Source organism: Acinetobacter sp. YH12069 (genome assembly GCF_013419675.1).
Taxonomy (GTDB): Bacteria; Pseudomonadota; Gammaproteobacteria; order Pseudomonadales; family Moraxellaceae; genus Acinetobacter; species Acinetobacter amyesii.
Genome location: NZ_VOZS01000010.1, coordinates 90,664 through 115,264 on the forward strand (window position 1 = coordinate 90,664; position 24,601 = coordinate 115,264).

Sequence of the window (24,601 nt, forward strand, 5' to 3'; positions counted from 1 at the left end):
TGGGTGAGGTACTTGAAACGTGAATAATCAAACAGAATCACGGTATCAAGTTAAAGGAAACGAAAGCATTTTAGCGGAGACAGCAATGCAAATTTTTTACGATAAAGACACAGACTTATCTATCATCCAAGGCAAAAAAGTAGCAATCATTGGTTATGGTTCACAAGGCCATGCTCATGCGCTTAACCTTAAAGATTCAGGCGTTGACGTAACTGTAGGTCTACGCGCTGGTTCTACTTCTTGGAAAAAAGCTGAAAATGCTGGTCTTAAAGTTTCAGAAGTTCCTGCTGCTGTAGCTCAAGCTGACTTAGTTATGATTTTGACTCCAGATGAGTTCCAATCACAACTTTACCGTGACGTAATTGAGCCAAACATCAAGCAAGGTGCAACGCTAGCATTTGCTCATGGTTTCTCTGTTCTTTATAACCAAGTTGTTCCACGTGCTGACCTTGACGTAATCATGGTTGCTCCAAAAGCGCCAGGTCATACTGTACGTTCAGAATTCCAACGTGGTTCAGGTGTACCTGATCTTATCGCTGTTCACCAAGATGCTTCTGGTAATGCACGTAACGTTGCGCTTTCTTACGCTTCAGGTGTTGGTGGTGGCCGTACTGGTATTATCGAAACTTCATTCCGTGAAGAAACTGAAACTGACCTTTTCGGTGAGCAAGCAGTTCTTTGTGGTGGTGCTGTTGAATTGGTTAAAATGGGCTTCGAAACTCTTGTTGAAGCTGGTTATGCACCAGAAATGGCTTACTTCGAATGTCTACACGAACTTAAATTGATCGTTGACTTAATGTTCGAAGGCGGTATCGCGGACATGAACTACTCAGTATCAAACAATGCTGAATATGGCGAATACGTAACTGGTGTTGAAGTAATCAACGAACAGTCTCGTGAAGCTATGCGTAATGCGCTTAAACGTATTCAATCTGGTGAATACGCGAAGATGTTCATCCAAGAAGGTGCGTTGAACTATCCTTCTATGACTGCTCGTCGTCGTCAAAACGCGGCGCATGGTATCGAAGTAACTGGTAACAAGTTACGTGCGATGATGCCTTGGATCCAAGCGAACAAAATCGTTGATAAAGAGAAAAACTAATTTCTTGAATCAATTGATTTGAATACGAAGACCCACTCATTTTGAGTGGGTTTTTTAATATCTAAAGTTACGTGCCTTAAAAATAGAAAAGCATGCTTTTCTATTTTTACGTACCTTGGATCCAAGCGAACAAAATCGTAGACAAAGAAAAGAACGAAGTTCTGATATCTAAGTCAAAAAGCCCTTGTTTTTAACAGGGGCTTTTTTATCCCTTATAAAAGACGGCATCAAGGCTACGAGCCTCAAATGATGTAAGCGATACTTTCATCATTTTCGCGCCTTGGATCCAAGCAAACAAAATCGTTGATAAAGAGAAAAACTAATTTCTTGAATCAATTGATTTGAATACGAAGACCCACTCATTTTGAGTGGGTTTTTTAATATTTAAAGTTACGTGCCTTAAAAATAAAAAAGTAGTGCTTTCATTCCTTACGCGTCACTCAGAACAGTGTGCTGCCTCGTTGTACTTCGTACAAAACAATGTTTTGTACTCGTTCATACTTTGGATCCAATCGAACAAAATCGTAAGCAAAGAAAAGAATTTATTTAATTATCTTTTGAGTTTTATGATACAAGGAACCCAATATTAGCGTGGGTTAGAATAATGATTTTATATAAATATGTGAGTTTTGAAGCTGCTTTAACGATTTTGAAAACAAAATCTCTAGGTTTTTCACATTTAGAAGATTTTAATGACCCATTTGAATGCACTGGTTTTGGTTTTTATGATTTGGATGTACCGACATCGGTAGCAGTAGGGCATTCCGAAATCAGTTTTCTAGAAAATATGTGATTTTAAGTTTGACTAGAACTGCTTTAAATCTACTCATCTGGCCACATTATGGGGATAGTTAAAAAAGGTGTCGTGATCGGAATAGACACATGCAAAGCAGGCCTTGAAGATGGTGATCAATTTATTATTCCTTCAACAAAAGGGGAGTTGAGATATTTAAAAACAGCGCCGAAGCAGGCCAATGTGGCAAGTGTTGAAAAATTAATGTCTGTAGGAAATTCAAATATTTTAAATTGGGATAATGAAGAAGTTTTAATAAGGCATGGTTTGCTTTATAAAATGCAGGAATGGGCATACGAAGAGGAAGTACGTATTGTAAAGAATATTAGCGATGCTCAATTCGGGTATCACTTTTCTACAAAAACACATGCATATATCAATGACCAACTTTGGCAAAGAGTCCCAATTGCAAACGTGTCCAATTTATACGTTAAAATTGCCTGAAGAAGCCTTTTTTGAAGTATATGTTGGGAAAAATGCATATATTGATCTTAGAAGAAAGCAAGAGCTTGTGAAGCCAGTAATTGATCATAAGAGATCAGTGTGAATTGCTGAAAGATCTATGTGTTGAATCTAATATTAGTTTGAAATGCATTTCATTAGATTTGGAAACATGGTCTTTAAAAGTGAATCAAATTTAATTTGATGGTTTTGAGTCATGGGTGGTTTCAAAACTCCTATATTTGTGTCAGCTGAGTTGAATTTAGGTTGTGATAGAGTAGGCATTATTCATGCTGCATGGAGTGTGTAATTGCAATGAAAATATCAAAACTCTCTCTCTTACTCGCTCTTTGTCTACCTGTGGTGAGTTTTGCACAAGTTTCAGATATAGCACAGTCTGAGTTAAAGCCTTTACCTGATGTTCGGATATCCATGCAGCGGATGCTTCGCTCTACTGAAGGGCGTTATTTCTTAGATTTGTATGCTGGCATATGGAATCCGCACGGGACTTTGACTGATCTGCAAGAGCCCAAACAAATTAACTTTAAAGGGACTCAAAAAGCAGATTTTATAGATCTGAATTCAGTCAATGTTGGGATTGAACAAAGTGCTGCAACAGCTTATCGTTTGGCAGGAACCTTGAATGCAAATACAGGCTCTTTTAAAGCTGAGCTGACGGAACAAACGGCACCACCATCTACTAGTTATTTACAGTTTGAGCCTGCGTTTAAAGCTGTAGATAAACCTATCTTGCTGTTTAAGTTCTATGGGGTGCAATCCGCAGACCAACCTTATGGGAAGTCTCTAAAACGCGTAGATGTGATTAATAAGTCAAATGGCACAGTACTACAGTCTTTACAAGGCTTTAATGCCTTTGGGAGTAGTATAGGATTCTTGGATGTTAATTTTGATGGATACTATGATGTTGTACTCTCAGATACATCTGATGGTCGAAAAATAGAAGATAAGCAATTTATTTATTAGATGTACAACCCTAAAACGAAGAATTTTCAGCGCTCACCACAATTGGAAAAAATTGCAGGCTTCCCAAAATTAAAAGGAGAGTTGCAGCAGATTGATTTTGGATCAGGTCAAATCTTTCGAGTCGATCAAGGATTGCTTTATCCAGTCAGTGAGTAAGTTAAATTTTTTAAAAAGCCCCATAACTTGGGGCTTTTTTTATTTATAGAATTTTCTAAAGAAGAATGTAGGCAGTTTTAAAAGAGGTATTCAGTATTTTGAATAAAAAATCAAAGTAAAAAGTGCGTTGAAAGAGAGGAGCTGAATTTCAATATGCGTGATAATTCATGTAATAAATGAGATTCTAAAAAATTGAAAAACAAAAATCTGAAATTTAAAGAAAGAAAATATGATTTACAAAAGCTTAACATTGGAAACTAAGACGTGTTTCAAAACCTGTAATTTAATACAAAGGCTCAGTATTTGGTGACGTAATTCTTGTATTGCGTTTCAAAAGACATACCTGAAAGTGGTGATTATACATTCGAGATTCTATTTAAAATTTAAATTTAATCGGTCTTTACTATTAATATAGTTGAATATTCACGTAGTATTGGTTTGTTTGAAAATTATTTTGAACTATTTCACAAATATTTGGTGAAATATGTAACAGCCTATATTATTTTTAATGTTACTAAATTTAATAAAAACAATAAGATATGTTATACCAAAAAATAGGGATATGAAAAAAATCCCCAAAATTTGGGATAAAGAGAAAAATTAAATAAAAATATAAAAATTAAAAATATTTAATATATTACAACCACATAATTTAAATATTCGTAAAAAATAATATTACATTAATATTCGTGTGAATATTCCACATTAGGTTCTTTTTTTCTCCACATGATTAAGAATGAATCAGCACCTAGGGAAAGTAAGATTAATTAGTTTTTCTTAACAAATATCCTTTGATGCACATACTAATAAATCTCATATGAGAATGGAGAAGTGAAATGTCTACATCTAAAATTTTAACCGCAGTACTATCTGCAACATTGTTCGTAGCACTTCCAGCAACATCTGCAATCGCTGGTGGTAAAAAAGAATCTAAACAATGTGGCGGTGCGCCGTGTGAAGGCGAAATCGACATCGAGTTACAGATTCTTAAAGCATGTGAGCTTTTGGTAGGTAAAGACATCAAACTCGTTGAAGACAGTTATAGGGGTGCTAGTGGCTTTACAGTTACAACGAACACTCCATATACATTAAATCTATCTACGCTAAACGCGGGTTCAAGTGCAGATACTTTTGTAAAACATGAAACCACTAGTGACAAAGTATTTACAAAAATCACGACTTCAAAAGGTGGTGTGAATTATCCAATCGGTTCTACACCTGTAACTGGTATGAGCGTTGATAACTTTGCTGTATCTGTAGCTCCAAAAAATACAATTTCAGGTACTCAACGTGCTGGTACATACAAAGATACTTTATATATCAAAGTAGCTTACTAATCCAAATTTAGGGAGTTGATTCTACACAGTTAGGGTCAACTTCTTTTTATTTTTGAATTGATAATAATATTTAAATGTACTGGGGTGGGTGTATGAAAAGTTTATTCAAAGTCGTTTCATTTAGTTTAATGACTTGCTTATTGAGTCCTCAAATATTTGCAGGTATTTCAATTAGCCCTGTGCAGTTATATTTAACCGATAAATCTAAACAACGCAGTGCGACATTTACTTTGGAGTCGAAAGGGGATGATGAGACACCACGTATTTTTGAGGCTCAAGCATTTAAATGGACTCAAAATGCTGCAGGCGAAGATGTTCTTTCACCTGAATCCAATATTATTATCAATCCGAAAAACTTTATTTTAAAACCAAATTCAAAACAAATGGTTCGTGTGGGATTTACTCAATCTGTAGAAAGTATGAATCTACAACAAGAAGAAGCATGGCGTATTCTTTATACTGAGCTACCACAAGTGACGAACTCTGAATCGAAAATTGCACTGTTATTAAGTATTAATGTGCCATTTTTTGTCGGCAAACAAGAACCCGCTTATTTGAAATTTATTGCTAAAAAATCGAATGGTCGCACCATTATTCAGGTTGAAAATTTAGCAAAATCACACATTCAAATCCAAAAACTTTATGTCATCGATAAAAGCAAGAAAACAGTCGCTGAATCTTCCGATATGAAATATTTATTGGCATTAGGTAAAAACCAATACGACATCGGGAGTGTTTCTTTACAAGGCGCTAGTAATTATAAAGTCGTTGTGGAAACAGATAAAGGTGACACTCCTTTGGAGTTTAATTTAGTTGAGTAGTGGCTATGAATAGAATTACATTGCTTCTATATTGTATTTTATGTGCTAATTCTGCTCATGCAGAAGCTGTTGATATGCCTGATGATTTATTTCCAACCAGTATTTGGGTAAACGAAGTAGACCGCAAGAGCGAAGTATTATTACTGACTGAAAATAACAAGTTTTATATAGAGTGCGCAGATCTTGATAAGCTGCAAATTAAAGTAGAAATTCTGAAACGACATGCAACTAAAAATTCATTTTGTTTGGTAACGGATCAAGATATTCATTCTGGATTTGATCCTCAATTGCAAGCTATCAAAATTAATCTTCCATCAAAATATTTCTTTGGGCTAGAAACGGATGCCTTAATCAGTCAGCCGATGCCTGCAAATTTTGGTGCATTTCTCAATTATGAAATGCACTTTGAAAATAACACTCAACATAATAATTTTGGTGTACTGCCTGAACTTGGGGTGTTTAAAGACAATTGGATTTTAAGAAATAATGCCTTTTATCGAAATAATAAAGGGGATGATTATCGTGAAGAAAAATTTGTAAGGTTAAATAGTAGTCTTGAGTTTGATTTCTCCAAAAATGCGACCAAGCTGATTATTGGTGATACGACCTCTGCCTATAGCGCATTAATTCATGGTGTGCGATTTGGTGGTTTGAGTTTTGGTACAGACTATACGTCACGTCCAGATTTTGTGTATTGGAATATTCCAAGTCTAAAAGGTAGTGCAGTTTTACCTTCGACTGTTGATTTATATATTGATGGCGTAAATATTTATCAGAAAAAGATTTCACCTGGAGATTATAACCTACAAACAGGTGCCAATATTGAAAGTGCTGGTACAGCGCAAATGGTTGTACAAGATGTATTGGGGAATACCACTGTTCGAAGTTTTCCGGTGTTAATTAGCAGTAAATTGCTCAAAGAAAATTTAAATGATTACAACATATCATTAGGGAAACTACGCTTCAGTTATGACGAAGAAAATAGCGATTATCGCGATTTTTTCAGTTCAGCCTATTGGCGTAGAGGTGTCACCAGTCGTACCACGTTGGGTGCAAGTGCTACCTATAGTGACAAAGTAAAAAATGCAGGACTGCTATGGACGCAAGCGGTCAATCGATGGTTTGTTTTAGACAGTATTTTTTTAGGCAGTAAAACCGATAATGACGATGGCTATTCTGCAGGTTTGGCTATCAGTCGTAATTTCGGGAAACTTAATTTTGGTGTGAGTTCACGCTACGCTACAAATGATTATCGGGCGTTAGGTTATGAAGATAATCATATTTTTCCAAAATTTGAAAATATGGCGTATTTGAGTTTTGCTAATTTTCCATTCTTTCAAAATTTAAATCTGAACTATATCGAACAAACCCAGTATGAATCTAATGATCCTTTATTTGAGTTAGAGGATCGCAAAATGCTCACTGTGGGTGTGAGTCGCGAAATTACACCGAATTTAATGTATACCGCCAACTATTTCCAAGAATTTGGAGATAGCGATGACTCAGGTGCCTTTATTACATTTTCTTATAATTTTGGTGGTGGTAAGCGTATTCAGGCTGATGCGGGTACCAATAAATCCGGCGGTGTCCGTTTCATTCAAAATGCATTCGGTGAATATGGTGCAAATTATGCGCTCGGTGTGGATTATCGTAATGATGAAACGGTATTAAATGCCTATGGTGGTTTGTCCACTGATGTTGGTGATTTAACCTTAAGTCATCTCTATAGTGAAAATGATTCAACAACACAGGTTGGCTACCGTGGCGCTATGGTGTGGTTGGGTGGTCAATACGCATTGACCAGTTTTGTCGATAATGCCTTTGCTTTAGTGAATGTTGGTGGTCGTGAAGATATTGATGTCATGCGTTCAATGTCTCCAGTCGCGAAAACCAATAAAAAAGGCTATGCCTTTGTACACGATATCGTTCCTTATATTAATTACGATATTTCATTTGATGAAAATCAATTACCGATCGAAAGCAAAGTTCCAAATGCTGCACATCGTTTAGTCGCATTAAGACAGCGTGGTTATAACATTAATTTTTCAGTATTTGATACACAACAAATATTGGTCAAAATATTGGATGAACAAGGTCATCAATTTGTTGCAGGAAGTGAAGTTGCAATTGATACCCCAGAAGCTGATGTTTATCCAGTGGGTTCAGATGGCACGGTAATGTTATATGGTTTGGTTGAAGGCTACTACAAGTTGACGGTGAGGACCAGTGGTGGTCGATCTTGCCAAACAGCATTAACAGTGCCGAAAAAGGTAGAAAACCAAACTCCTGAATTAATTACATTGCAGTGTAAATAAAGGAGTATTTCCAATGAAAAGTATTTTACTCATCTCAGCAGCGTTATTTAGTTCAATAACATTTGCTGCACCGAATCGTTGTGAAATGGGACGAATCAGTGAAACCAATATGCGCTTGGCGAATTACTATAATAGTCAAGCGGCGAGTTCATTTAGTGTCGATTGTTCCGGTAAATACCGCATACGCTTTAATAGCCGTAATTTGCAGGATACTTCGGGCAGTAGTTTTGTGACGAATGGCCCGATTAAGCTCAAAACACGAATGACTGTTTCAGGTGCGATGGAAAATCTGTGGAATGTTTCTACAGAGCAAGGCGCTGGCAAAAATAACTATGTGATTGCTGTGCGTTTGGTGGAGCGAGTGAATGCAACGACACCTGCAGGAATCTACCGCGATACAGTCTTTGTAAATATGGTGTTTTGAGAGGCTTAGCGAGTGATTTTATTTCATGGTTAAGGTGATTATATGCAGAGTGCTAAGTTCATGTCGCTAGATTGAAGCTTGAGTATAGATATTAATGTGAGTCTCTAGCTTCAATCTAAGTAGCTCCATTCTCTGTTGCAAATATAAAGTTGGATGTGAATGTCTTGAGTATTCGAGATGTTAAAATATCGATATAGCGTTAAGAATAAATAATTCAGAAAAAGTTTTTCTTATTAGAGTTCATAGGTTTAATATGTGATCTTGTTTTTATTTTAGCCATTTTATTTCGGCTAACGGGGAAGGTCAGTATTGAATCGCTATCATTCAAATGCTCCAAGTTGCGCATGTCGGAAAAAAGGTTCGATGTGCTTGGCGTATTGCGTTCAAACACGTCTGACATTTTTAAATGTCCTCATTTCTCTAATTAAACCTTTAAAGCTGAAATTTACCGTTCTTTGTCTTGTATTTGGTGCAATTGGGCTAAGTCCACAAGCTATTGCCCAATCATGTCAGTCAAAATTAGTCAGTCAAGAAGTCGCTCAGGCGCAGATGCCAAGCGGAGAATTGACCGGGCATGAGCATTGGCAAACGATAGAAAAGTTACCAGATCGTTGGAAAGATCGTTGGGATAATTATTCTGGCACAGCTTGGTATCGCTTGAAATGGCAATACACGTGTCAAGATGCAGGCTCAGATCCGCTTTCTTTGATGGTGAGTTACATCAATATGGCAGGGCAAGTGTATTTGAATGGTCAGCTGTTTTGGCAGGATGATTCATTACAAGAGCCTTTGTCACGAAGTTGGAATATGCCTCGGCAATGGGTAATTCCACCCAACAGCCTAAAGCAAGGTCAGAATGAAGTGCTGATACGAGTGGTGGGCGTCAATGCACTGAATCCAGGGCTTGGTGAGGTTAGTTTAAACCGCTATCACGATAATACCAAAGTGTATGAAAAACATTGGTTGGCTATGCGAGGCTTGCATAGCTACACCACTATTTTTGAGTTTATCTTGGGGATCATTGCGGGGCTGGTTTGGCTGTTTCGACGCGAAGAAAACGCTTTTGGTTGGTATGCCATAACCAGTTTTCTTTGGGTGCTATACGTTGGGCAACTTTTAGCTACCGAGACGCTTTGGGGGCTATCAACGCTAGATTTCTATCGTTTGCATATCTTTATCTTTCTTTGTTTTACGACAGCGACTTGTCTCTATCCTTGGCGTTTTGCAGGACGAAAATTTCCACGTCTTGAAAAAGTCATGGGGATGACTGTTTTTGTATTGGGTTGCTTGATTTTTTTTACACCACAGTCTTTGGTACAACCTGTCTTAGATTTGAGTTTTATGGTGGGCTATGCTTGCTATATGCTGAATTGCCTGACATTTTCGTGGATTGCTTATAAATCAGGACAAGTTGAAGCCAAGTTGCTGGCAGGGATTATGTTGTTGATTTATGTCCCAATTGGTGCCCATGACGGTTGGCGCTTAATGATGAATGAAGGGGATTTGATTTCGGCATATGCTTCCCCGATAACAACCTTGGGTGTGGCGATTATTTTTGCACTACGCTTGACTAAAAGTGTGAGACGAATTGAAAAGTTTAATCAAACGTTGGCAACAACGGTCACTCAAGTAAAGGAAGAGTTGACGCATACCCTACAAAATCATTATCAGTTAGAAATGGAAAATACCCGCTTGCAAGAGCGTATTCAAATTGCACATGAGCTACATGATGGCTTAGGTGGCTCCTTGGTTCGTTCAATGGCATCGGTTGAGCAGAGTTCCAAAGATCTGACCAATTCGCAATTTTTATCGATGTTGAAAATTTTAAGAGATGATTTACGACATATCATTGATAGCGGTTCAAGTTTAGGCACCAAACTGCCTGAAACCCCATTGTTATGGATGGCACCCTTTAGGCACCGTTTTAATCAGTTATTTGATTAGCTCGATATACACGCTAAATGGTCAGTTCCTGCAAAATGGGAAGTGGATGTTACTCCAATGGAATGTTTAACCCTACAGCGTGTAGCCGAAGAAGCATTAACCAATATTGTGAAGCATAGTCATGCGACCGTGGTGCAGATTCGGATTTATTATGAAAACTCGGCATTGATAATGGAAGTAGAAGACAATGGTGTGGGGTTTGATGTGAATTTGGTCAATCAAGCCGGTTTGAGTGTGGGGCTTCGTAGTATGAGTGGGCATTTAGAGCGGATGAACGCAGATATGCAAATCACTTCTCGTGCGGGTCAGACGATTTTAAAAGTGATTAAAAATTACGGATAAATCATGATTTTGTAGAAGAAATTAGTCAATTTTTTTCAATAAACTGTCATCAAATAATCATCAAAATGCAAAAAACTGCTGCTTAAACTGTGACTATACATTTATAAGAAGCATGTAAGATCATGACAGAATCGGCTATTAATTTAGGGCGTATGCAGGATGAACCTGCGCGATTTCAGTTCCAATTTAAGCATATGCAATCACGAATGGATGTGCAAACGGTCTCAACATTAATCCGTCCAGGTCTAAAAATCGCCATTGTTACAGATACGTGGGCGCCAGAAATTAATGGTGTTGCACATTCTTTATTACAGCTGTGTAAGGGCTTGCAGCAACAAGGCAACTCAATATTTTTAATACGTCCTGAACAGTCCGAAAGTTGTCAGGATTTCAAACCTGATCAAGAGTGTTTGGTTCGAGCGCAGTCGATTCCTAGATATTCAGGTTTACAATTTGGCTGGCCGCAATTGATCAAGCTGAGTAAAGCTTTAAAAAAAGCCCAAGTCGACATTGTGCATATAGTCACTGAAGGACCTTTGGGATTTGCTATGCTTCAACTGGCGCGTTCTTTACAGATTCCTGTGTCCAGTGGTTTTCATTCGGCCTTTCATGATTTTAGTCGCTTCTTTGATTTAGCGTTTTTAATGAAGCCTGTACAACATTATTTACGATGGTTTCATAACAATACTCAACTCACCTGTGTCCCGAGCCAAGATACTGCGGATGCCTTGCATCGATTAGGTTTTAGTTGTCCATTGGTGGTGGTGGGGCGAGGTGTGGACCATAGTCGATTTTCTCCCTCACATTATCGAGCAGAACTGAGACAACAGTGGCAAGCAGATGAACATACCCGCGTGATGCTCTATGTCGGTCGGCTATCTCCTGAAAAAGAGGTGGATGTTTTAATTTCTGCCTATCGTTCGATGTTGGCCATGGATGCACGAACGAAATTGGTCATTGTGGGGGATGGGCCAGATCTTGAACGATTAATGCAACTGGCAAAATCCCTAGATGTTATTTTTATGGGAAGTTTAAGTGGTCAGGCTTTATCGGAAGCCTATGCCAGTGCGGATGTTTTTGTTTTCGCAAGTCAGGTTGAGACCTTTGGTAATGTGGTTTTGGAGGCAATGGCCAGCGGATTGCCGGTGATTGCATATAATGCTGCATGTGCCCAACTGCACGTGAGAAATCAGCAAACGGGATGGTTATGTCATTTATCTCGAACCGATGAATTTATTCGCCTCATGCAGCAATTACCGCAACGCGCTAAATTAAAAACCATGGGCATCGAGGCGGCAAACGACGCAGCTAAAATTGGTTGGCAATATCCTGTACAGCAATTTGAGCAAGCGCTATATCGCGTGGTGGATCAAGCCATGATGAGCCAATGGAGCTAGCGCTATTGGTTGTATAGAGAAGTTGAGCATCCTCATAATCAGTATTCATTGAACTGTCATCAAAGCATCATTGCACTGTCAAAAAGAGAACCTAAGCTAAGTTAAACACAGAACTAAACTTGTAAAAATAACAACACAAATCTAGCTCAACCCCAACACAGTCAGGCTTTGACTGTAGATAGGAGATTAGCGATGAATTTTAAAAATGCAAAAACAAGAATGCTGCATCTCGATTTAAAAGGCTGTATTTATCTCAATCATTTTTCGCATCAACAAGTTGTTGCTGACATATTTAAAATGGTGAGTCGACTTGGTGATGGTGTGTTTTGGTATGTCATGTTGGCGACGGTCTGGATCGTGCAGGGCATGTCTTACAGTGTACAAATCGTCTATGTATTACTGGGTGGTTTCGTCGGCACCTCGGTCTACAAACTCCTCAAAAAGAAAACTGTGCGCCCAAGACCGTACCAAGTGCATCAAGTGATTCGCTTAGGTGAACGTCCTCTAGATCATTTTAGTTTTCCATCGGGGCATACTCTACATGCAGTCATGGCGACAACAGTATTGGGCTATATTCAACCCATGCTGTTGGTCTTAATGTTGCCCTTTAGCTTATTAGTGGCATTATCCCGCATGATCTTAGGTTTGCATTACCCGAGTGATGTTGCTGTCGGTGCTGCAATAGGTGCTGCAGTGGGTGCGGCGATTATTCTCTGTGCACCTCTTTTGGGTTTGGTTTTATAGTTTGATGTGGACATCACAATTGCAAAATCTGGTAATAAAAAAATTAAAAGGGTTTATCACGTCCAATTGCTGAAATTTGTTAAAGTAAGCCATCATTCTATAGACGATGTTAGGAAGACCCATGGGTTTACGCTGGACAGATACCATTGATATCGCAATTGAGCTGTATGAAGCTCACCCTGATGTTGATCCGCAATGGATTCGCTTTACTGACCTACATGCATGGGTATGTGCATTGCCAAATTTCACTGATGACCCAGAAAAGTCGACTGAAGGTCTGCTTGAGGGAATTCAGATGGCCTGGATTGATGAGGCAAGTTAATCCCTACATCGAAAAAAGCAATTTTTTTGTATAGCAAAAGCAGAAAATAGCGCATTATTCGGTATAATGCGGCAAATTTTTCACGTCAAATTGACTTAAGGAGCCTCTCATGGCTATTGAACGTACTTTATCTATCGTTAAACCAGACGCAGTTGCTAAAAACCACATTGGCGACATCTTTGCTCGTTTCGAAAAAGCTGGTCTTCAAATCGTTGCAACTAAAATGAAACACTTGACTCAAGCTGAAGCTGAAGGCTTCTACGCTGAGCACAAAGAACGTGGTTTCTTTGGTGACTTAGTTGCATTCATGACTTCTGGTCCAGTTGTAGTTTCAGTTCTTGAAGGCGAAAACGCAGTTCTTGCTCACCGTGAAATCCTTGGCGCAACTAACCCTAAAGAAGCTGCTCCTGGTACTATCCGTGCAGACTTCGCTGTAAGCATCGACGAAAACGCTGCTCACGGTTCTGACTCTGTAGCATCTGCTGATCGTGAAGTTAACTACTTCTTCGCTCAAACTGAGATCGCTCCACGTACTCGTTAATTCGAAGTATTCGAACCAGATAAGTGGTATACTGCTTGTCTGGTTTTTTTATTCTCTGAATAATTCTTCGCTCAAATACTGAGCATCTCCTTTGATCTTTAGACATGGTTTAGGTAATTACACATGAGTACTGAAGTAGTCGCTACATCAGCTGTTTCTGATGCACAGCAACAATCTCCATCCGCTCCGACGCAGCAAAATACTGTGGAGAAAGTGAATTTACTGGGCATGTCACGTCCGCAAATGGAAAAATTCTTCGAAGAAATGGGGGAGAAAAAGTTCCGTGCTGGGCAGGTGATGAAATGGATTCATCAGTTCTTCGTGACTGATTTTGCTGAAATGACCAATATTTCAGGCAAATTGCGTGAAAAACTAGAAAAGATTTGTGAAATTAAAGCACCTGAAGTGGTGCATAAAAATTATTCAAAAGATGGTACTCGTAAATGGGTGTTCCGTGTAGGTGATGGTGCAGGTTCATTGGTAGAAACTGTACTCATTCCAGCAGAAGATAAAACCGGCGCACGTAAGACCTTGTGTATTTCGTCACAAGTGGGCTGTGCTCTGGACTGTTCATTCTGTTCAACCGGTAAACAAGGTTTCCAACGTGACTTGAGCCAAGCTGAAATTATTGGACAGCTGTGGATGGCGAACTTCTCTTATATGGAAGATGTGCCAGTTGCTGATCGTGAGCGTTCAGTGACCAACGTGGTGATGATGGGTATGGGTGAGCCACTGTTGAACTATGATGCCGTATTGAATTCAATGCGCATCATGCTAGATGACTTTGCATATGGCATGTCGAAGCGTCGTGTGACTTTATCAACCTCAGGTGTGGTGCCTAAAATTGATCAATTGGCACAAGACATTGATGTAGCCTTGGCAATTTCACTCCATGCGCCAAATGATGAACTACGTAACGAACTTGTTCCGATCAATAAAAAGTATCCGTTGGAACAATTGATTGCTGCTTGTCAGCGTTATATCGCCAAAGATGGTAATGAAAGTTCTCGTAAACACGTGACTATCGAATACGTGATGTTAGATGGTGTAAATGACCATCCTGAACATGCACAGCAAATGTTAAAGCTGTTGAAAAACCTCCCAAGCAAAATTAATTTAATTCCGTTTAACCCGTTCCCGCATGCGCCATACGGTCGTTCAAGCCGTAACCGTATTATTTCTTTCCAAAAAACTTTGTCTGATGCCGGTTTTGTGTGTACGATTCGTCAGACACGTGGTGATGATATCGACGCTGCGTGTGGACAACTCGTGGGGCAAGTTGCTGACCGTACTCGTCGTGCGGAGCAATGGAAAAAGAAAGTTGCGCAGCAAAATGAGATACTGCGCTCACAAGGATAATAAAGAGGCAGCCAATTGAAAAAGTTAACGTATAAGTTCACTTTCGTTTCAGCTTTATGTGCATCGGTTTTGGCATTAACAGCATGTCAAACGCCTGAGATTGGGAAAAAAGACCCAGAGAAAGCCGTAAAAATCAGAACGCAATTGGCTGTTGAACACCTGAAAGCAGGGGATTTGGACTCTGCTAAACGTGCATTAGATCAGGCTTTAGAGGTGGATTCTCGCGATTCCCAAGCCAATATGATGATGGGTGTCTTACTACAACGAGAAGGCAGTCCAGCCAACTTAGAAAAAGCAGATAGTTATTTTAAGCGTGCAATTTCAGCAGACTCAAAAAATTCTCAAGCACGTAACAACTACGGTACGTATTTATACCAAGTTGAGCGTTATAATGATGCGATTGAACAGTTCAGCATCGCAGGTTCAACTTTAGGTTATGATCAACGTTTCAAAGCATTGGAAAATTTAGGTCGAATTTACCTGAAAGTGGGTGATGTGGCGAATGCTGAAAAATCATTCAAACAAGCTTTGCAGGCTAATCGTGATTCCTATGTTTCAATGTTAGAGTTGTCTGAAATCTTTTATTTGAATCAGCAGTTCCCTGCTGCCACACAAATGTATGAACAATTTGTACGTGCAGTAGGACAAAAAAATCAGGGTGCGCGTGCACTCTGGATTGGCATTCGAACAGCGCGTGCCAATGGCGACAATTTGGGTATGCAAGTACTGGTTAACCAGTTACGTGCTTTGTTCCCAGAAAGTCCTGAATACCAACGCTATTTGCAATTACAGTACAGTACTGAGGCCGTATGGAAGTAAATCCTAATTCACCGCAATCGAATGGTTCGAGCGTAGCTCCAAATGCATTAGGAAATGTACAACGCCCAGGTGAGTATTTACGTCAAGTACGTATTACGCAAAAACTGGAACTTGAAGCTGTCGCATCAGAACTCAATATTCCATTAAAAACACTGACTGCACTTGAGCAAGATGATTATAAGTCATTGCCTGAAGCGACCTTTATTAAAGGTTACTACCGCACTTATGCCAAATATTTAAAAGTTGATGCAACCAATATCATTCAACGTTTTGATGATATTTATGCCAACGATACGGGATTGTTGCCAAATCACGCGTTAAACAATTCACCGATTAAAATAATGGGTAAATTACCCGGTTCTAATCGTGACCGTAATCGTAAATGGATCAAACGGGGTCTGATTGCATTGGCGGTGTTGTTGGTCATTGGTGCGATCGTGGCAGCGATTCAGGGCATGACCTCAGGCAGCGATAATGAAGACGCTGTGACCAATGATGTCGCTTCAGAAGTTCAAGTCCTCGACATGAATGGCGGAAATGCAGCGGTCAGTGGCGATCAATTGACATTGACCTTTAGTAGCCCGACTTCAGTACATATTGTTGATTCGACGGGTAAGGTGTTGGCGACGGGTCGTCAAGCATCGACGCTCAACTTAAACGGTGAAACACCATTCCAAATTCGTTTGGATGATGCAACAGTAGTGTCATTAAGCTTAAATAATGAAAATATTTCATTGTCACCATATACCGTAAACGGCAAAGCAGATTTCCGTTTATCACGTTAAGGGACAACAGAGCAGACTGAACAATGATTGAAAATCCAATTAAGCGCCGTCCAACGCGTAAAATTAAAGTAGGTTCGGTGTATGTCGGTGGTGATGCGCCGATCAGCATCCAAAGTATGACCAATACTGAAACCTGTGATGTCGAAGCGACCGTGGCACAAATTCAGCGCTGTGTAGACGTCGGTGCGGACATCATGCGTGTTTCTGTACCGAGTATGGAAGCTGCTGAAGCTTTTGGTGAAATTCGTAAACGTGTGCAAGTGCCATTGGTTGCCGATATTCACTTTGATTATAAAATTGCTTTACGTGTTGCAGACCTTGGTGCAGATTGTTTGCGTATTAACCCGGGTAATATTGGCTCAGAAGCTAAAATTCGTGAAGTGGTAGCTGCTGCACAACATAATGACATCTCTATGCGTATTGGTGTCAATGCCGGTTCACTGGAAAAAGATATTCAAAAGAAATATGGTGAGCCTACAGGTCAGGCCTTGCTTGAATCTGCAATGCGCCATATTGATATTTTAGACCGTTTAAATTTCCATGAATTTAAAGTGTCAGTCAAAGCATCGAATGTATTCCTGACTATGGATGCTTACCGATTACTTTCTGCACAAATTGATAACCCATTACACTTAGGTGTGACTGAAGCAGGTGTCTACCGCACGGGTTCAGTCAAATCTGCTATCGCTTTAGGCGGTTTGTTGATGGAAGGCATTGGTGACACCATGCGTATTTCATTGGCCGCAGAGCCTGAAGAAGAAATCAAAATTGGCTTTGATATTTTAAAATCATTGGGCTTACGTTCAAACGGCATTAACTTTATTGCATGCCCAAGTTGTTCGCGCCAAGAATTTAATGTCATCAAAGTCATGCAAACATTGGAAGAGCGTTTAGAAGATATTCGTACCCCAATGGATGTATCGGTGATTGGTTGTAAAGTAAATGGTCCGGGTGAAGCCAAAGAAGCCGATATTGGTGTAGTAGGTGCAAGTCCGCGTTCACTGGTGTATCGTAATGGCGAAAAGAGCCATTTAATTGACACAAATCAGTTGGTTGACGAAATCGAAGCGATGGTTCGTCAACGTGTTAGCGATCTTGAAGACGCTAAAGCTAAAGAGATTATTCGCACAAGTTTTTCTGAGTAGATCATGAGTTCAATCGTCGCAATCAAAGGTTTTAATGACATTCTCCCTACGCAAAGTCCTGCATGGAGACGTCTAGAACAGCATCTATCAAGCCTGATGGATGCTTATGGTTATCAGCAAATTCGCTTGCCGATTGTGGAGCAGACTCATCTGTTCAAACGTTCTATTGGTGATGCAACGGATATCGTTGAAAAAGAAATGTACACATTCCTAGATAAAGGTAACCCGCCTGAGTCTTTGACTTTGCGTCCAGAAGGAACAGCAGGGTGTGTACGTGCAATGCTTGAACATAACTTACTTCGTGGTGCTACACCGCGTGTATGGTATGTCGGCCCAATGTTCCGCTATGAAAAACCACAAAAAGGTCGCTACCGTCAGTTCCATCAATTTGGCGTAGAAACCTTTGGTGTTGCAACACCAGATCAAGATGCAGAATTGATTTTAATGACTGCGCGTTTGTGGAAACGCATGGGCGTTGCAGATAAAGTTCAATTAGAACTTAATACTTTAGGTGAGTCTGATGAACGTGCTGCCTATCGTGCGGCATTGGTTGAATTTTTAGAGTCACATAAAAATGACTTAGATGAAGATTCACAGCGTCGTCTAACTACGAATCCACTGCGTATTTTGGATTCTAAAGATGCAAAAACACAAAGCATTTTGGAAAATGCGCCAAAACTTCACGACTTTATGGGTGAAGAAACGTTGGCTCACTTTGCTCAATTGCAGCAGTATTTGACTGATGCTGGTGTTGGTTTTGTGATCAATCAAAAATTGGTTCGTGGTCTCGACTATTACAATAAAACGGTCTTTGAATGGACAACTACACACTTAGGTTCTCAAGGAACGGTATGTGCTGGTGGTCGTTATGACGGTTTAGTCGGTCAGCTTAAAGGTAAAGTAGACCAGTCGGTGCCTGCTGTTGGTTTTGCAATGGGTATGGAGCGTTTGCTTCTTCTACTTGAACAAGTGGAAGACAATACCCCAGTGCGTGACTGTGAGCTATTCTTGGTTTCAGATCCTGCAACTCAAGGTAAAGCATTGGTCCTTGCTGAACAAATTCGTGATCAACTTGAAGCAGCGGGTAGCAACATTCGCTTAAAAGTTGGTTCACAAGGTTCAATGAAATCGCAAATGAAAAAAGCCGACCAATCGGGCGCTTTATTTGCTGTGATTTACGGTGAACGTGAGCAAGCAGCTGGGCAAGTGCTGGTGAAAGAGCTAGCCATTGCAGAACAACACGAAGTGAATGTGGCAGACTTTGTTGCCTTCATTATCGAAAAAATTTCTTCAAAATAATCCCTATAACATAAGGAAAAAGGTAATTTCATGAGCGCATTAAGTGAAGAAGAACAACTTGATAATTTAAAATCGTTTGCTAAAAAATATGGCTCTGCCATTGTTAGCGGCATTTTAATTGCGTTGATTGCCTTTTTCGGATGGGAATACTGGCAGAAGAAAACTTTGGCTGAATCACAAATGCAAACAGCCAAAGTCCAGCAGTTAATGGATGATGCTCAGTCGGCGACGGGTGACGCTTTTACACAACTTTCTGCGACTGCAGATAAAATTGTAAAAGAAGCGCCAGATTCGCCACAAGCCATCCAAACTCAGTTGCTTATGGCAAAATTGGCGTATGATAAAGCGGATTATGCCAACGCTGAAAAAGCTTTGAAAAAAGTTGAAAATTCAAAAGTTGACGATGCGGGCTTAGTTCAATTGGTGAAATTACGTTTAGCGTATGCACAATTGGCACAAAAGAAATTTGATCAAGCATTAAAAACTTTAGAAGCGGTTAAAGAACCTGCTTTTCAAGCAACTGCAGATGAAGCCCGTGGCGATGTCTATGTTGCAAAAAATGATATCGAAAATGCAAAGAAAGTTTATCAAAGTGCATGGGATGCTTTGGTTGAGCGACAAGAAGAACGTCAAATTTTACAAATTAAACTCGAAAGTGTAGGCGTTTTAGTTGATGATCCTGAAATTGAACGTCCGATTATAGATACACAAGTGGAAGCAACTGAATGAATAGAAAATACAAAATTACCTGTGCGCTGACAGTTTTAACACTTGCTTTGGCTGGTTGTGCAAATAAAGGAAAAGTAGAAAAAGTAAAACCAAATCCTTTACCAAAATTGGAACAGGCAAAAACTTTAGCACCTGTATTTTCAAACAGTGTGGCTTCAACTGAAGAAGCAGATCCACTGCGTTTACGTATGGATGCAGATAACGGCGTTGTTTTTAGCGTAAATCCTAACGGTGAAGTTCAAGCCTACAAAGGCAAAGAGCGTTTATGGCAGAAGAAAATCTCTAAACAAGGTTTGACTGCAGGTGTAGAAGCAGCTGACGGAATTGTGGTTGTTGGTAATGCAAAAGGTCAATTATTTGCATTAGATCAGGCAACAGGTGAACAAAAGTGGACTGCGCAATTAACCGGCGCGTTACTTTCACCGTCGTTGATTCAAGCAGGTCGCGTTATTTCAGTTACCAATGATGGTACAGTATACGCAAACGATGTGGCAACGGGCCAACAAACTTGGACCTATAACTTGCCAAATGTGCAATTTAGTTTACGTGGTATGGCAGCACCGGTATCACTTGATGCACGTCATGTTCTCATCGCTTCTTCAAATGCCTATATCTATGTGATTGATGCATTGAGCGGTATTCCGAAAATGCAGCGTCGTGTTGCAGTGTCAGACGGTCGTTCAGATGTACAACGTCTCATTGATATTGACGGTGAACCAACTGTAGCAGGTCAATTTTTAATTACTACCAGTTACCAAGGCCAAGTGACAGCACTTGATCTTGCATCACAACAAGTGATCTGGAGCAATGATGCGAGCAGCATTCAGCGTCCTGAAGTTGCGGGCAATGGTGTCTTTGTGACACAAACTGATGGTAAAATTGTGGCTTATGAAATTACCACTGGTCAAACATTGTGGGAAAATGACCAATTGCTTAATCGTAATTTGAGTAACCCAGTGATGTTAGGTCAAGACCTTGTAGTTGGTGATCTGGATGGTGTACTTCACTTAATCAACCCAGCGACAGGCGAGTTGGTTGGTCGTTCTAAAACCAGTGGTGAAGTACGTTCACTACGTGTAATTGACAACCAATTATATGTGTCGACACGTAAGGGTGCATTAAGCATTTGGCAGAACCGTTAATTTTTCTGCGGCTTATGTTAAAATAAGCCAAACCGTATTTTTAACGCGGGGGATTGAATCATCAATGCCCCGTGTTTTTATTTATTTTAGGCATTTATCCTATTTCCATTCTTCCTAAGCTTTCTGATGTTCAGACCAGACCAAACTGGCTGATCTGGAATAAAGGTTAATCTATGAAACCCGTAATTGCGCTCATTGGTCGTCCGAACGTCGGAAAATCAACGTTGTTTAACCAGATAACCAAGAGCCGTGATGCTCTCGTTGCTGACTTTGCCGGTCTGACTCGTGACCGTAAATATGGTGACGCGACTTATCAAAATAAATCTTTCATTGTCGTTGATACTGGGGGTATTGGCGAAACTGAAGGTGGTATCGATTCGTACATGGCAGAACAGTCAAAAACTGCCATTAATGAAGCAGATATTATTGTCTTCGTGGTCGATGCGCGCGCAGGCCTATTGGCATCTGATGAGCAAATTGCACGTGACTTACGTACGCTAGGTAAAAAAGTTTATCTTGTTGCCAACAAAGTTGATGGTGTTCATGCCGAAGCAGCTTTAGTTGAATTCTTCAAATTGGGTATGGGTGAACCACTTCAAGTGGCTGCCAGCCATGGTCGTGGTGTTCAGCAAATGCTTGAAGAAGTGTTGGCTGATGTACCTGAAGATGAAAGTGAAGAACAACATGATAAAGACACTGGCTTACGTTTAGCGATTATTGGTCGTCCAAACGTGGGTAAATCGACTTTAGTGAACCGTTTGTTGGGTGAAGACCGTGTGGTTGCATTTGACCAACCGGGTACTACACGTGACTCGATTTATATCCCATTTGAACGTGATGGCCGTAAATACACATTAATCGATACTGCGGGTGTACGTCGTAAAGGTAAAGTGGACGAAATGATCGAGAAATTCTCGATTGTGAAAACTTTACAAGCGATGAAAGATGCGCATGTTGTGGTTATTGTTGTCGATGCACGTGAAGGGATCGTTGAGCAAGACTTGCATTTGATCGGTTATGCGCTTGAAGCAGGCCGTGCGATGGTGATTGCCATCAACAAATGGGACAACATGTCTGACTATGACCGTAAACAGTGTAAATTAGATGTTGAACGTCGTTTTGACTTTATTCCATGGGCAAAAATTCACTTAATTTCTGCACTTCACGGTACAGGTGTTGGTGATCTTTATCCATCGATCCACCGTGCTTATGATTCTTCGCATTTGAAAGTATCACCTGCGAAGATTACTCAAATCTTGAATGATGCAACTGATGCACACCAACCACCAATGGTTCAAGGTCGTCGTATCAAAATGCGTTATGCACATATGGGCGGACAAAATCCACCGACGATTGTGATTCATGGTAACAAAGTCGATAAAACGCCAAATGACTATCGTCGTTACCTAGAAAACGTGTTCCGTAAAGTTTATAAACTTGAAGGTACGCCAGTCAAAATTGAATTTAAAACCTCTGATAACCCATTTGAAGGTCGTAAGTCGCAAATCGATGAGCGTACGGCGGCACGTAAACGTCGTTATGTTCAGAAGTTCAAAAAGGCGGAAAAGAAATTCAAACGCTAAGTTTAGATGAACAAAAAAAGCCTGCAGATATGCAGGCTTTTTTATTTCACTTTATTTATCTAAAAAGATGTAGAAATTAGTTTTTACACTTTTTAGCTTGGCGGTAAATATCAATATTATCCAGATTAGCTTGAGCAATTTCCATGGCTTGCTGTGCGCTGCTGCTATCCTGTTGTGTATTTTTATTGCCAGAAAAAGCTGTCGCAAATTGTCCCATACGGGCCGCTGTTTCAGATTGACCTGAAAATGCGGATAGCGCGTTGCCAGCAAGACCAGCCCATTTTGAAACTTGATTATTTTGCTGTGCAGGCGCTTGGCTTAATGCCTGTTGCGATGCTTCCAATGTACGTTCAAAGGTCTTACGCTCAACGCTTAGGTCTGTGCAATCCAAGGTTTTTAAATAACTGGTGCTATAAACACTATTGTTGGTTTGGCTAGCTTGATTGAAATTTGAGGCATAGCCACGGTCTGCTTGAGCCACGGCGTTAGCAGCTTCTTGACGGCTTTGATTCATACGAGCTTCAGCTTGGTCCATAATCGCGCCATTTTTGGCACCCATCACTGCAACAGCTGCATCCAATAAACCTGCTTGAGCGAAACATGGTAGGACACAAAGTGAACTGATTAAGGTGATTTTTCTTAGCATCTGGTTTACCCCGAGTTTTAAATTAAAGTTATAAGAATCTAGAGTATTTTATCTAATTGAAGATGTATTTGAAATATTTATTATACTTAAGTATTTGAATATATTTATAATATTAAGTATTTCTTAAGTGGTTTGAAATATTTTTAAACTGAGTTTTAAAATCTCGATAAGTCAAAGGACCGATGCGCTCATCTGTATTGTGGTGTATTTTGTGTCGGAGAGTCGCATAAAATATAGCGTCATGGACGTAGTGTAAAAGATATTGGATCAATAACTTATGGCGAAAATTCAGCTTGAATATAGTGCAATTACTGACTTCTTTGTGGAGCCGCATGGCTTGAGTCGTCAAGAGGTAATTGCCGTGCGTAAACAAGCCATTTACCAATATCGAAATCAATTACTCGGGCAGCGGCTAAATAGGTCAGTTGAAAATTCAGATTTTTCAAAGTCTGCGTTTGGTAAGCCTTTTCTTCCGGATTTGCCACATTTTCATTTTAATCATAGTCATAGTCAGCAGCATTATGTATTGGCCAGCAGTGAAAAAATCGCCAATATTGGTGTGGATATTGAAGATTTAAATCGAAAAGTTCGTTTTGATGCGATGGCTCAACACAGCTTTCATCCCGAAGAATTGCTCAATTGGGACAGTTGTGAGCATAATCCTGATTATTGGTTTAAAGTTTGGACCACCAAAGAGGCGGTACTTAAAGCGTCAGGTTTAGGGATTCGAGTGAACCTGAATGAACTGAATACACAGTGTCATCCTGAGCAGAATGGTGGGATGTGTAGCCATCCCGCAATTGGCACTTTTGCTTATCAGAATATTCAACTACCGCATGTGATGTTGACGGTGGCATGGGAAAGTGAACAATCTTGCCGAGGCTTTCATTTGCCTAATATTGAGTTGAATGTCTTATAAATCGGTATGACATATAAATCACCATGAAAAAAGCCCTGTTCTGGCTGAACAGGGCTTTTTTTAAATCAATCTAAACTGGCTTTAGATTAGATTTTGCATTTTTTAGAACCTTGGTAGATACCAATGTTGTCGATGTTTGCTTGAGCAGCAGATTTGTTCGCTTGTTGAAGTTCAAGGTTGCCTGCATCAGAAGTATCTTGCTCACCAGCCAAGCTGTTTGCAATGTTGCCTGCACGAGCAGCTTTTTCAGAGTTACCACCGAAAGCAGCAAGAGCGCCACCCGCTAAACCAGCAAATTTGCTCAATGATTTGCCTGGCGCTTGAGCAGATGCTTGGATGTTTGCAATGTTTTTGTCAGCAGCTTCTAAAGAGCGCTTAGCATTCGCTTTTTCAACAGCAAGAGTTGCACAATCCATCGCTTTTAATTCTGAAGATGCGAATTGAGTTGTAGCAAAAGCAGAAATTGAAATAGAAGTAACAGTTGCAAGAACAAGTAATTTTTTCATGAAATA

The 24,601-nt window shown here is 39.9% G+C and carries 25 protein-coding genes; 23 read left to right on the forward strand and 2 right to left on the reverse strand.

All coding sequences use genetic code 11. From position 1 onward, the window contains the following. Positions 1-85 precede the first annotated feature (85 nt). The 22 genes from ilvC (at position 86) to der (ending at position 22,524) form a co-directional block, all read left to right on the forward strand. Positions 86-1,102, forward strand: coding sequence for a ketol-acid reductoisomerase (gene ilvC / locus FTU16_RS09190; RefSeq protein WP_078192867.1), 1,017 nt, complete (start codon positions 86-88; stop codon positions 1,100-1,102). A gap of 604 nt (positions 1,103-1,706) precedes the next feature. Next, complete coding sequence (locus tag FTU16_RS09195) at positions 1,707-1,895, forward strand: hypothetical protein (protein ID WP_257220830.1); 189 nt, start codon at positions 1,707-1,709, stop codon at positions 1,893-1,895. A 48-nt stretch (positions 1,896-1,943) separates the two neighbouring features. Then, positions 1,944-2,339, forward strand: a complete 396-nt coding sequence (locus FTU16_RS09200; RefSeq protein WP_180163125.1) for a DUF2971 domain-containing protein — start codon at positions 1,944-1,946, stop codon at positions 2,337-2,339. A 312-nt stretch (positions 2,340-2,651) separates the two neighbouring features. Next, complete coding sequence (locus FTU16_RS09205; protein WP_306670348.1) at positions 2,652-3,320, forward strand: hypothetical protein; 669 nt, start codon at positions 2,652-2,654, stop codon at positions 3,318-3,320. A 992-nt stretch (positions 3,321-4,312) separates the two neighbouring features. Beyond that, the gene (locus FTU16_RS09210) at positions 4,313-4,813 is read left to right on the forward strand and encodes a hypothetical protein (RefSeq protein WP_180011654.1); all 501 of its coding nucleotides are present in this window, start codon (positions 4,313-4,315) and stop codon (positions 4,811-4,813) included. A 92-nt stretch (positions 4,814-4,905) separates the two neighbouring features. Next, positions 4,906-5,634: a molecular chaperone gene (locus tag FTU16_RS09215; protein WP_180005391.1), complete on the forward strand. Its 729-nt coding sequence runs from the start codon at positions 4,906-4,908 to the stop codon at positions 5,632-5,634. A 5-nt stretch (positions 5,635-5,639) separates the two neighbouring features. Beyond that, positions 5,640-7,949, forward strand: coding sequence for a fimbria/pilus outer membrane usher protein (locus FTU16_RS09220; protein WP_180005390.1), 2,310 nt, complete (start codon positions 5,640-5,642; stop codon positions 7,947-7,949). 13 nt (positions 7,950-7,962) lie between these two features. Beyond that, entirely contained in the window at positions 7,963-8,373 is a 411-nt protein-coding gene (locus FTU16_RS09225; protein WP_180025983.1) for a hypothetical protein, read from the forward strand. 369 nt (positions 8,374-8,742) lie between these two features. Then, positions 8,743-10,317: a 7TM diverse intracellular signaling domain-containing protein gene (locus tag FTU16_RS09230; RefSeq protein ID WP_168378454.1), complete on the forward strand. Its 1,575-nt coding sequence runs from the start codon at positions 8,743-8,745 to the stop codon at positions 10,315-10,317. A gap of 57 nt (positions 10,318-10,374) precedes the next feature. After that, positions 10,375-10,659 (forward strand): sensor histidine kinase, encoded by a 285-nt coding sequence (locus tag FTU16_RS09235; RefSeq protein WP_168378455.1) that lies wholly within the window; start codon positions 10,375-10,377, stop codon positions 10,657-10,659. Between the two features lie 119 nt (positions 10,660-10,778). Next, a complete protein-coding gene (locus tag FTU16_RS09240) occupies positions 10,779-12,056 on the forward strand; it encodes a glycosyltransferase family 4 protein (RefSeq protein ID WP_373683896.1) in 1,278 nt (425 codons plus the stop codon). A 192-nt stretch (positions 12,057-12,248) separates the two neighbouring features. Continuing rightward, on the forward strand, positions 12,249-12,800 hold the full coding sequence (locus FTU16_RS09245) for a phosphatase PAP2 family protein (protein WP_180144203.1): 552 nt from the start codon (positions 12,249-12,251) through the stop codon (positions 12,798-12,800). Positions 12,801-12,921: 121 nt separating this feature from the next. Next, on the forward strand, positions 12,922-13,122 hold the full coding sequence (iscX, locus tag FTU16_RS09250) for a Fe-S cluster assembly protein IscX (RefSeq protein ID WP_078189615.1): 201 nt from the start codon (positions 12,922-12,924) through the stop codon (positions 13,120-13,122). Between the two features lie 109 nt (positions 13,123-13,231). After that, positions 13,232-13,663, forward strand: a complete 432-nt coding sequence (ndk, locus tag FTU16_RS09255) for a nucleoside-diphosphate kinase (RefSeq protein WP_078189614.1) — start codon at positions 13,232-13,234, stop codon at positions 13,661-13,663. Positions 13,664-13,786: 123 nt separating this feature from the next. Then, positions 13,787-15,022, forward strand: a complete 1,236-nt coding sequence (gene rlmN / locus FTU16_RS09260) for a 23S rRNA (adenine(2503)-C(2))-methyltransferase RlmN (protein ID WP_078189613.1) — start codon at positions 13,787-13,789, stop codon at positions 15,020-15,022. A 15-nt stretch (positions 15,023-15,037) separates the two neighbouring features. Then, a complete protein-coding gene (pilW, locus tag FTU16_RS09265; RefSeq protein WP_078189612.1) occupies positions 15,038-15,841 on the forward strand; it encodes a type IV pilus biogenesis/stability protein PilW in 804 nt (267 codons plus the stop codon). Continuing rightward, positions 15,832-16,626 (forward strand): RodZ domain-containing protein, encoded by a 795-nt coding sequence (locus tag FTU16_RS09270; RefSeq protein ID WP_180093372.1) that lies wholly within the window; start codon positions 15,832-15,834, stop codon positions 16,624-16,626. The genes pilW and FTU16_RS09270 overlap by 10 nt, the downstream gene beginning before the upstream one ends. A 23-nt stretch (positions 16,627-16,649) precedes the next feature. Further along, positions 16,650-17,771 (forward strand): flavodoxin-dependent (E)-4-hydroxy-3-methylbut-2-enyl-diphosphate synthase, encoded by a 1,122-nt coding sequence (gene ispG / locus FTU16_RS09275; protein ID WP_180011668.1) that lies wholly within the window; start codon positions 16,650-16,652, stop codon positions 17,769-17,771. A 3-nt stretch (positions 17,772-17,774) separates the two neighbouring features. Next, the gene (gene hisS / locus FTU16_RS09280; protein ID WP_180055934.1) at positions 17,775-19,070 is read left to right on the forward strand and encodes a histidine--tRNA ligase; all 1,296 of its coding nucleotides are present in this window, start codon (positions 17,775-17,777) and stop codon (positions 19,068-19,070) included. A 30-nt stretch (positions 19,071-19,100) separates the two neighbouring features. Next, positions 19,101-19,799 carry a tetratricopeptide repeat protein gene (locus FTU16_RS09285; RefSeq protein ID WP_180163127.1) on the forward strand — a complete coding sequence of 233 codons (699 nt, stop codon included), beginning with the start codon at positions 19,101-19,103 and terminating at the stop codon, positions 19,797-19,799. Next, on the forward strand, positions 19,796-20,941 hold the full coding sequence (gene bamB / locus FTU16_RS09290) for an outer membrane protein assembly factor BamB (RefSeq protein ID WP_078189607.1): 1,146 nt from the start codon (positions 19,796-19,798) through the stop codon (positions 20,939-20,941). Before FTU16_RS09285 ends, bamB begins: the two co-directional genes overlap by 4 nt. Before the next feature lie 173 nt (positions 20,942-21,114). Next, the gene (gene der, locus FTU16_RS09295) at positions 21,115-22,524 is read left to right on the forward strand and encodes a ribosome biogenesis GTPase Der (protein ID WP_111884742.1); all 1,410 of its coding nucleotides are present in this window, start codon (positions 21,115-21,117) and stop codon (positions 22,522-22,524) included. 76 nt (positions 22,525-22,600) lie between these two features. On the opposite strand, the gene FTU16_RS09300 is transcribed toward der, so the two are convergent. Further along, positions 22,601-23,170 carry a hypothetical protein gene (locus FTU16_RS09300; protein ID WP_180007219.1) on the reverse strand — a complete coding sequence of 190 codons (570 nt, stop codon included), beginning with the start codon at positions 23,168-23,170 and terminating at the stop codon, positions 22,601-22,603. A 277-nt stretch (positions 23,171-23,447) separates the two neighbouring features. Between FTU16_RS09300 and FTU16_RS09305 the strand changes: the two genes are divergently transcribed. Continuing rightward, a complete protein-coding gene (locus tag FTU16_RS09305; protein WP_180005382.1) occupies positions 23,448-24,089 on the forward strand; it encodes a 4'-phosphopantetheinyl transferase superfamily protein in 642 nt (213 codons plus the stop codon). An 86-nt stretch (positions 24,090-24,175) separates the two neighbouring features. On the opposite strand, the gene FTU16_RS09310 is transcribed toward FTU16_RS09305, so the two are convergent. Then, positions 24,176-24,595 (reverse strand): hypothetical protein, encoded by a 420-nt coding sequence (locus tag FTU16_RS09310; RefSeq protein ID WP_078192655.1) that lies wholly within the window; start codon positions 24,593-24,595, stop codon positions 24,176-24,178. Between the last annotated feature and the right edge of the window lie 6 nt (positions 24,596-24,601).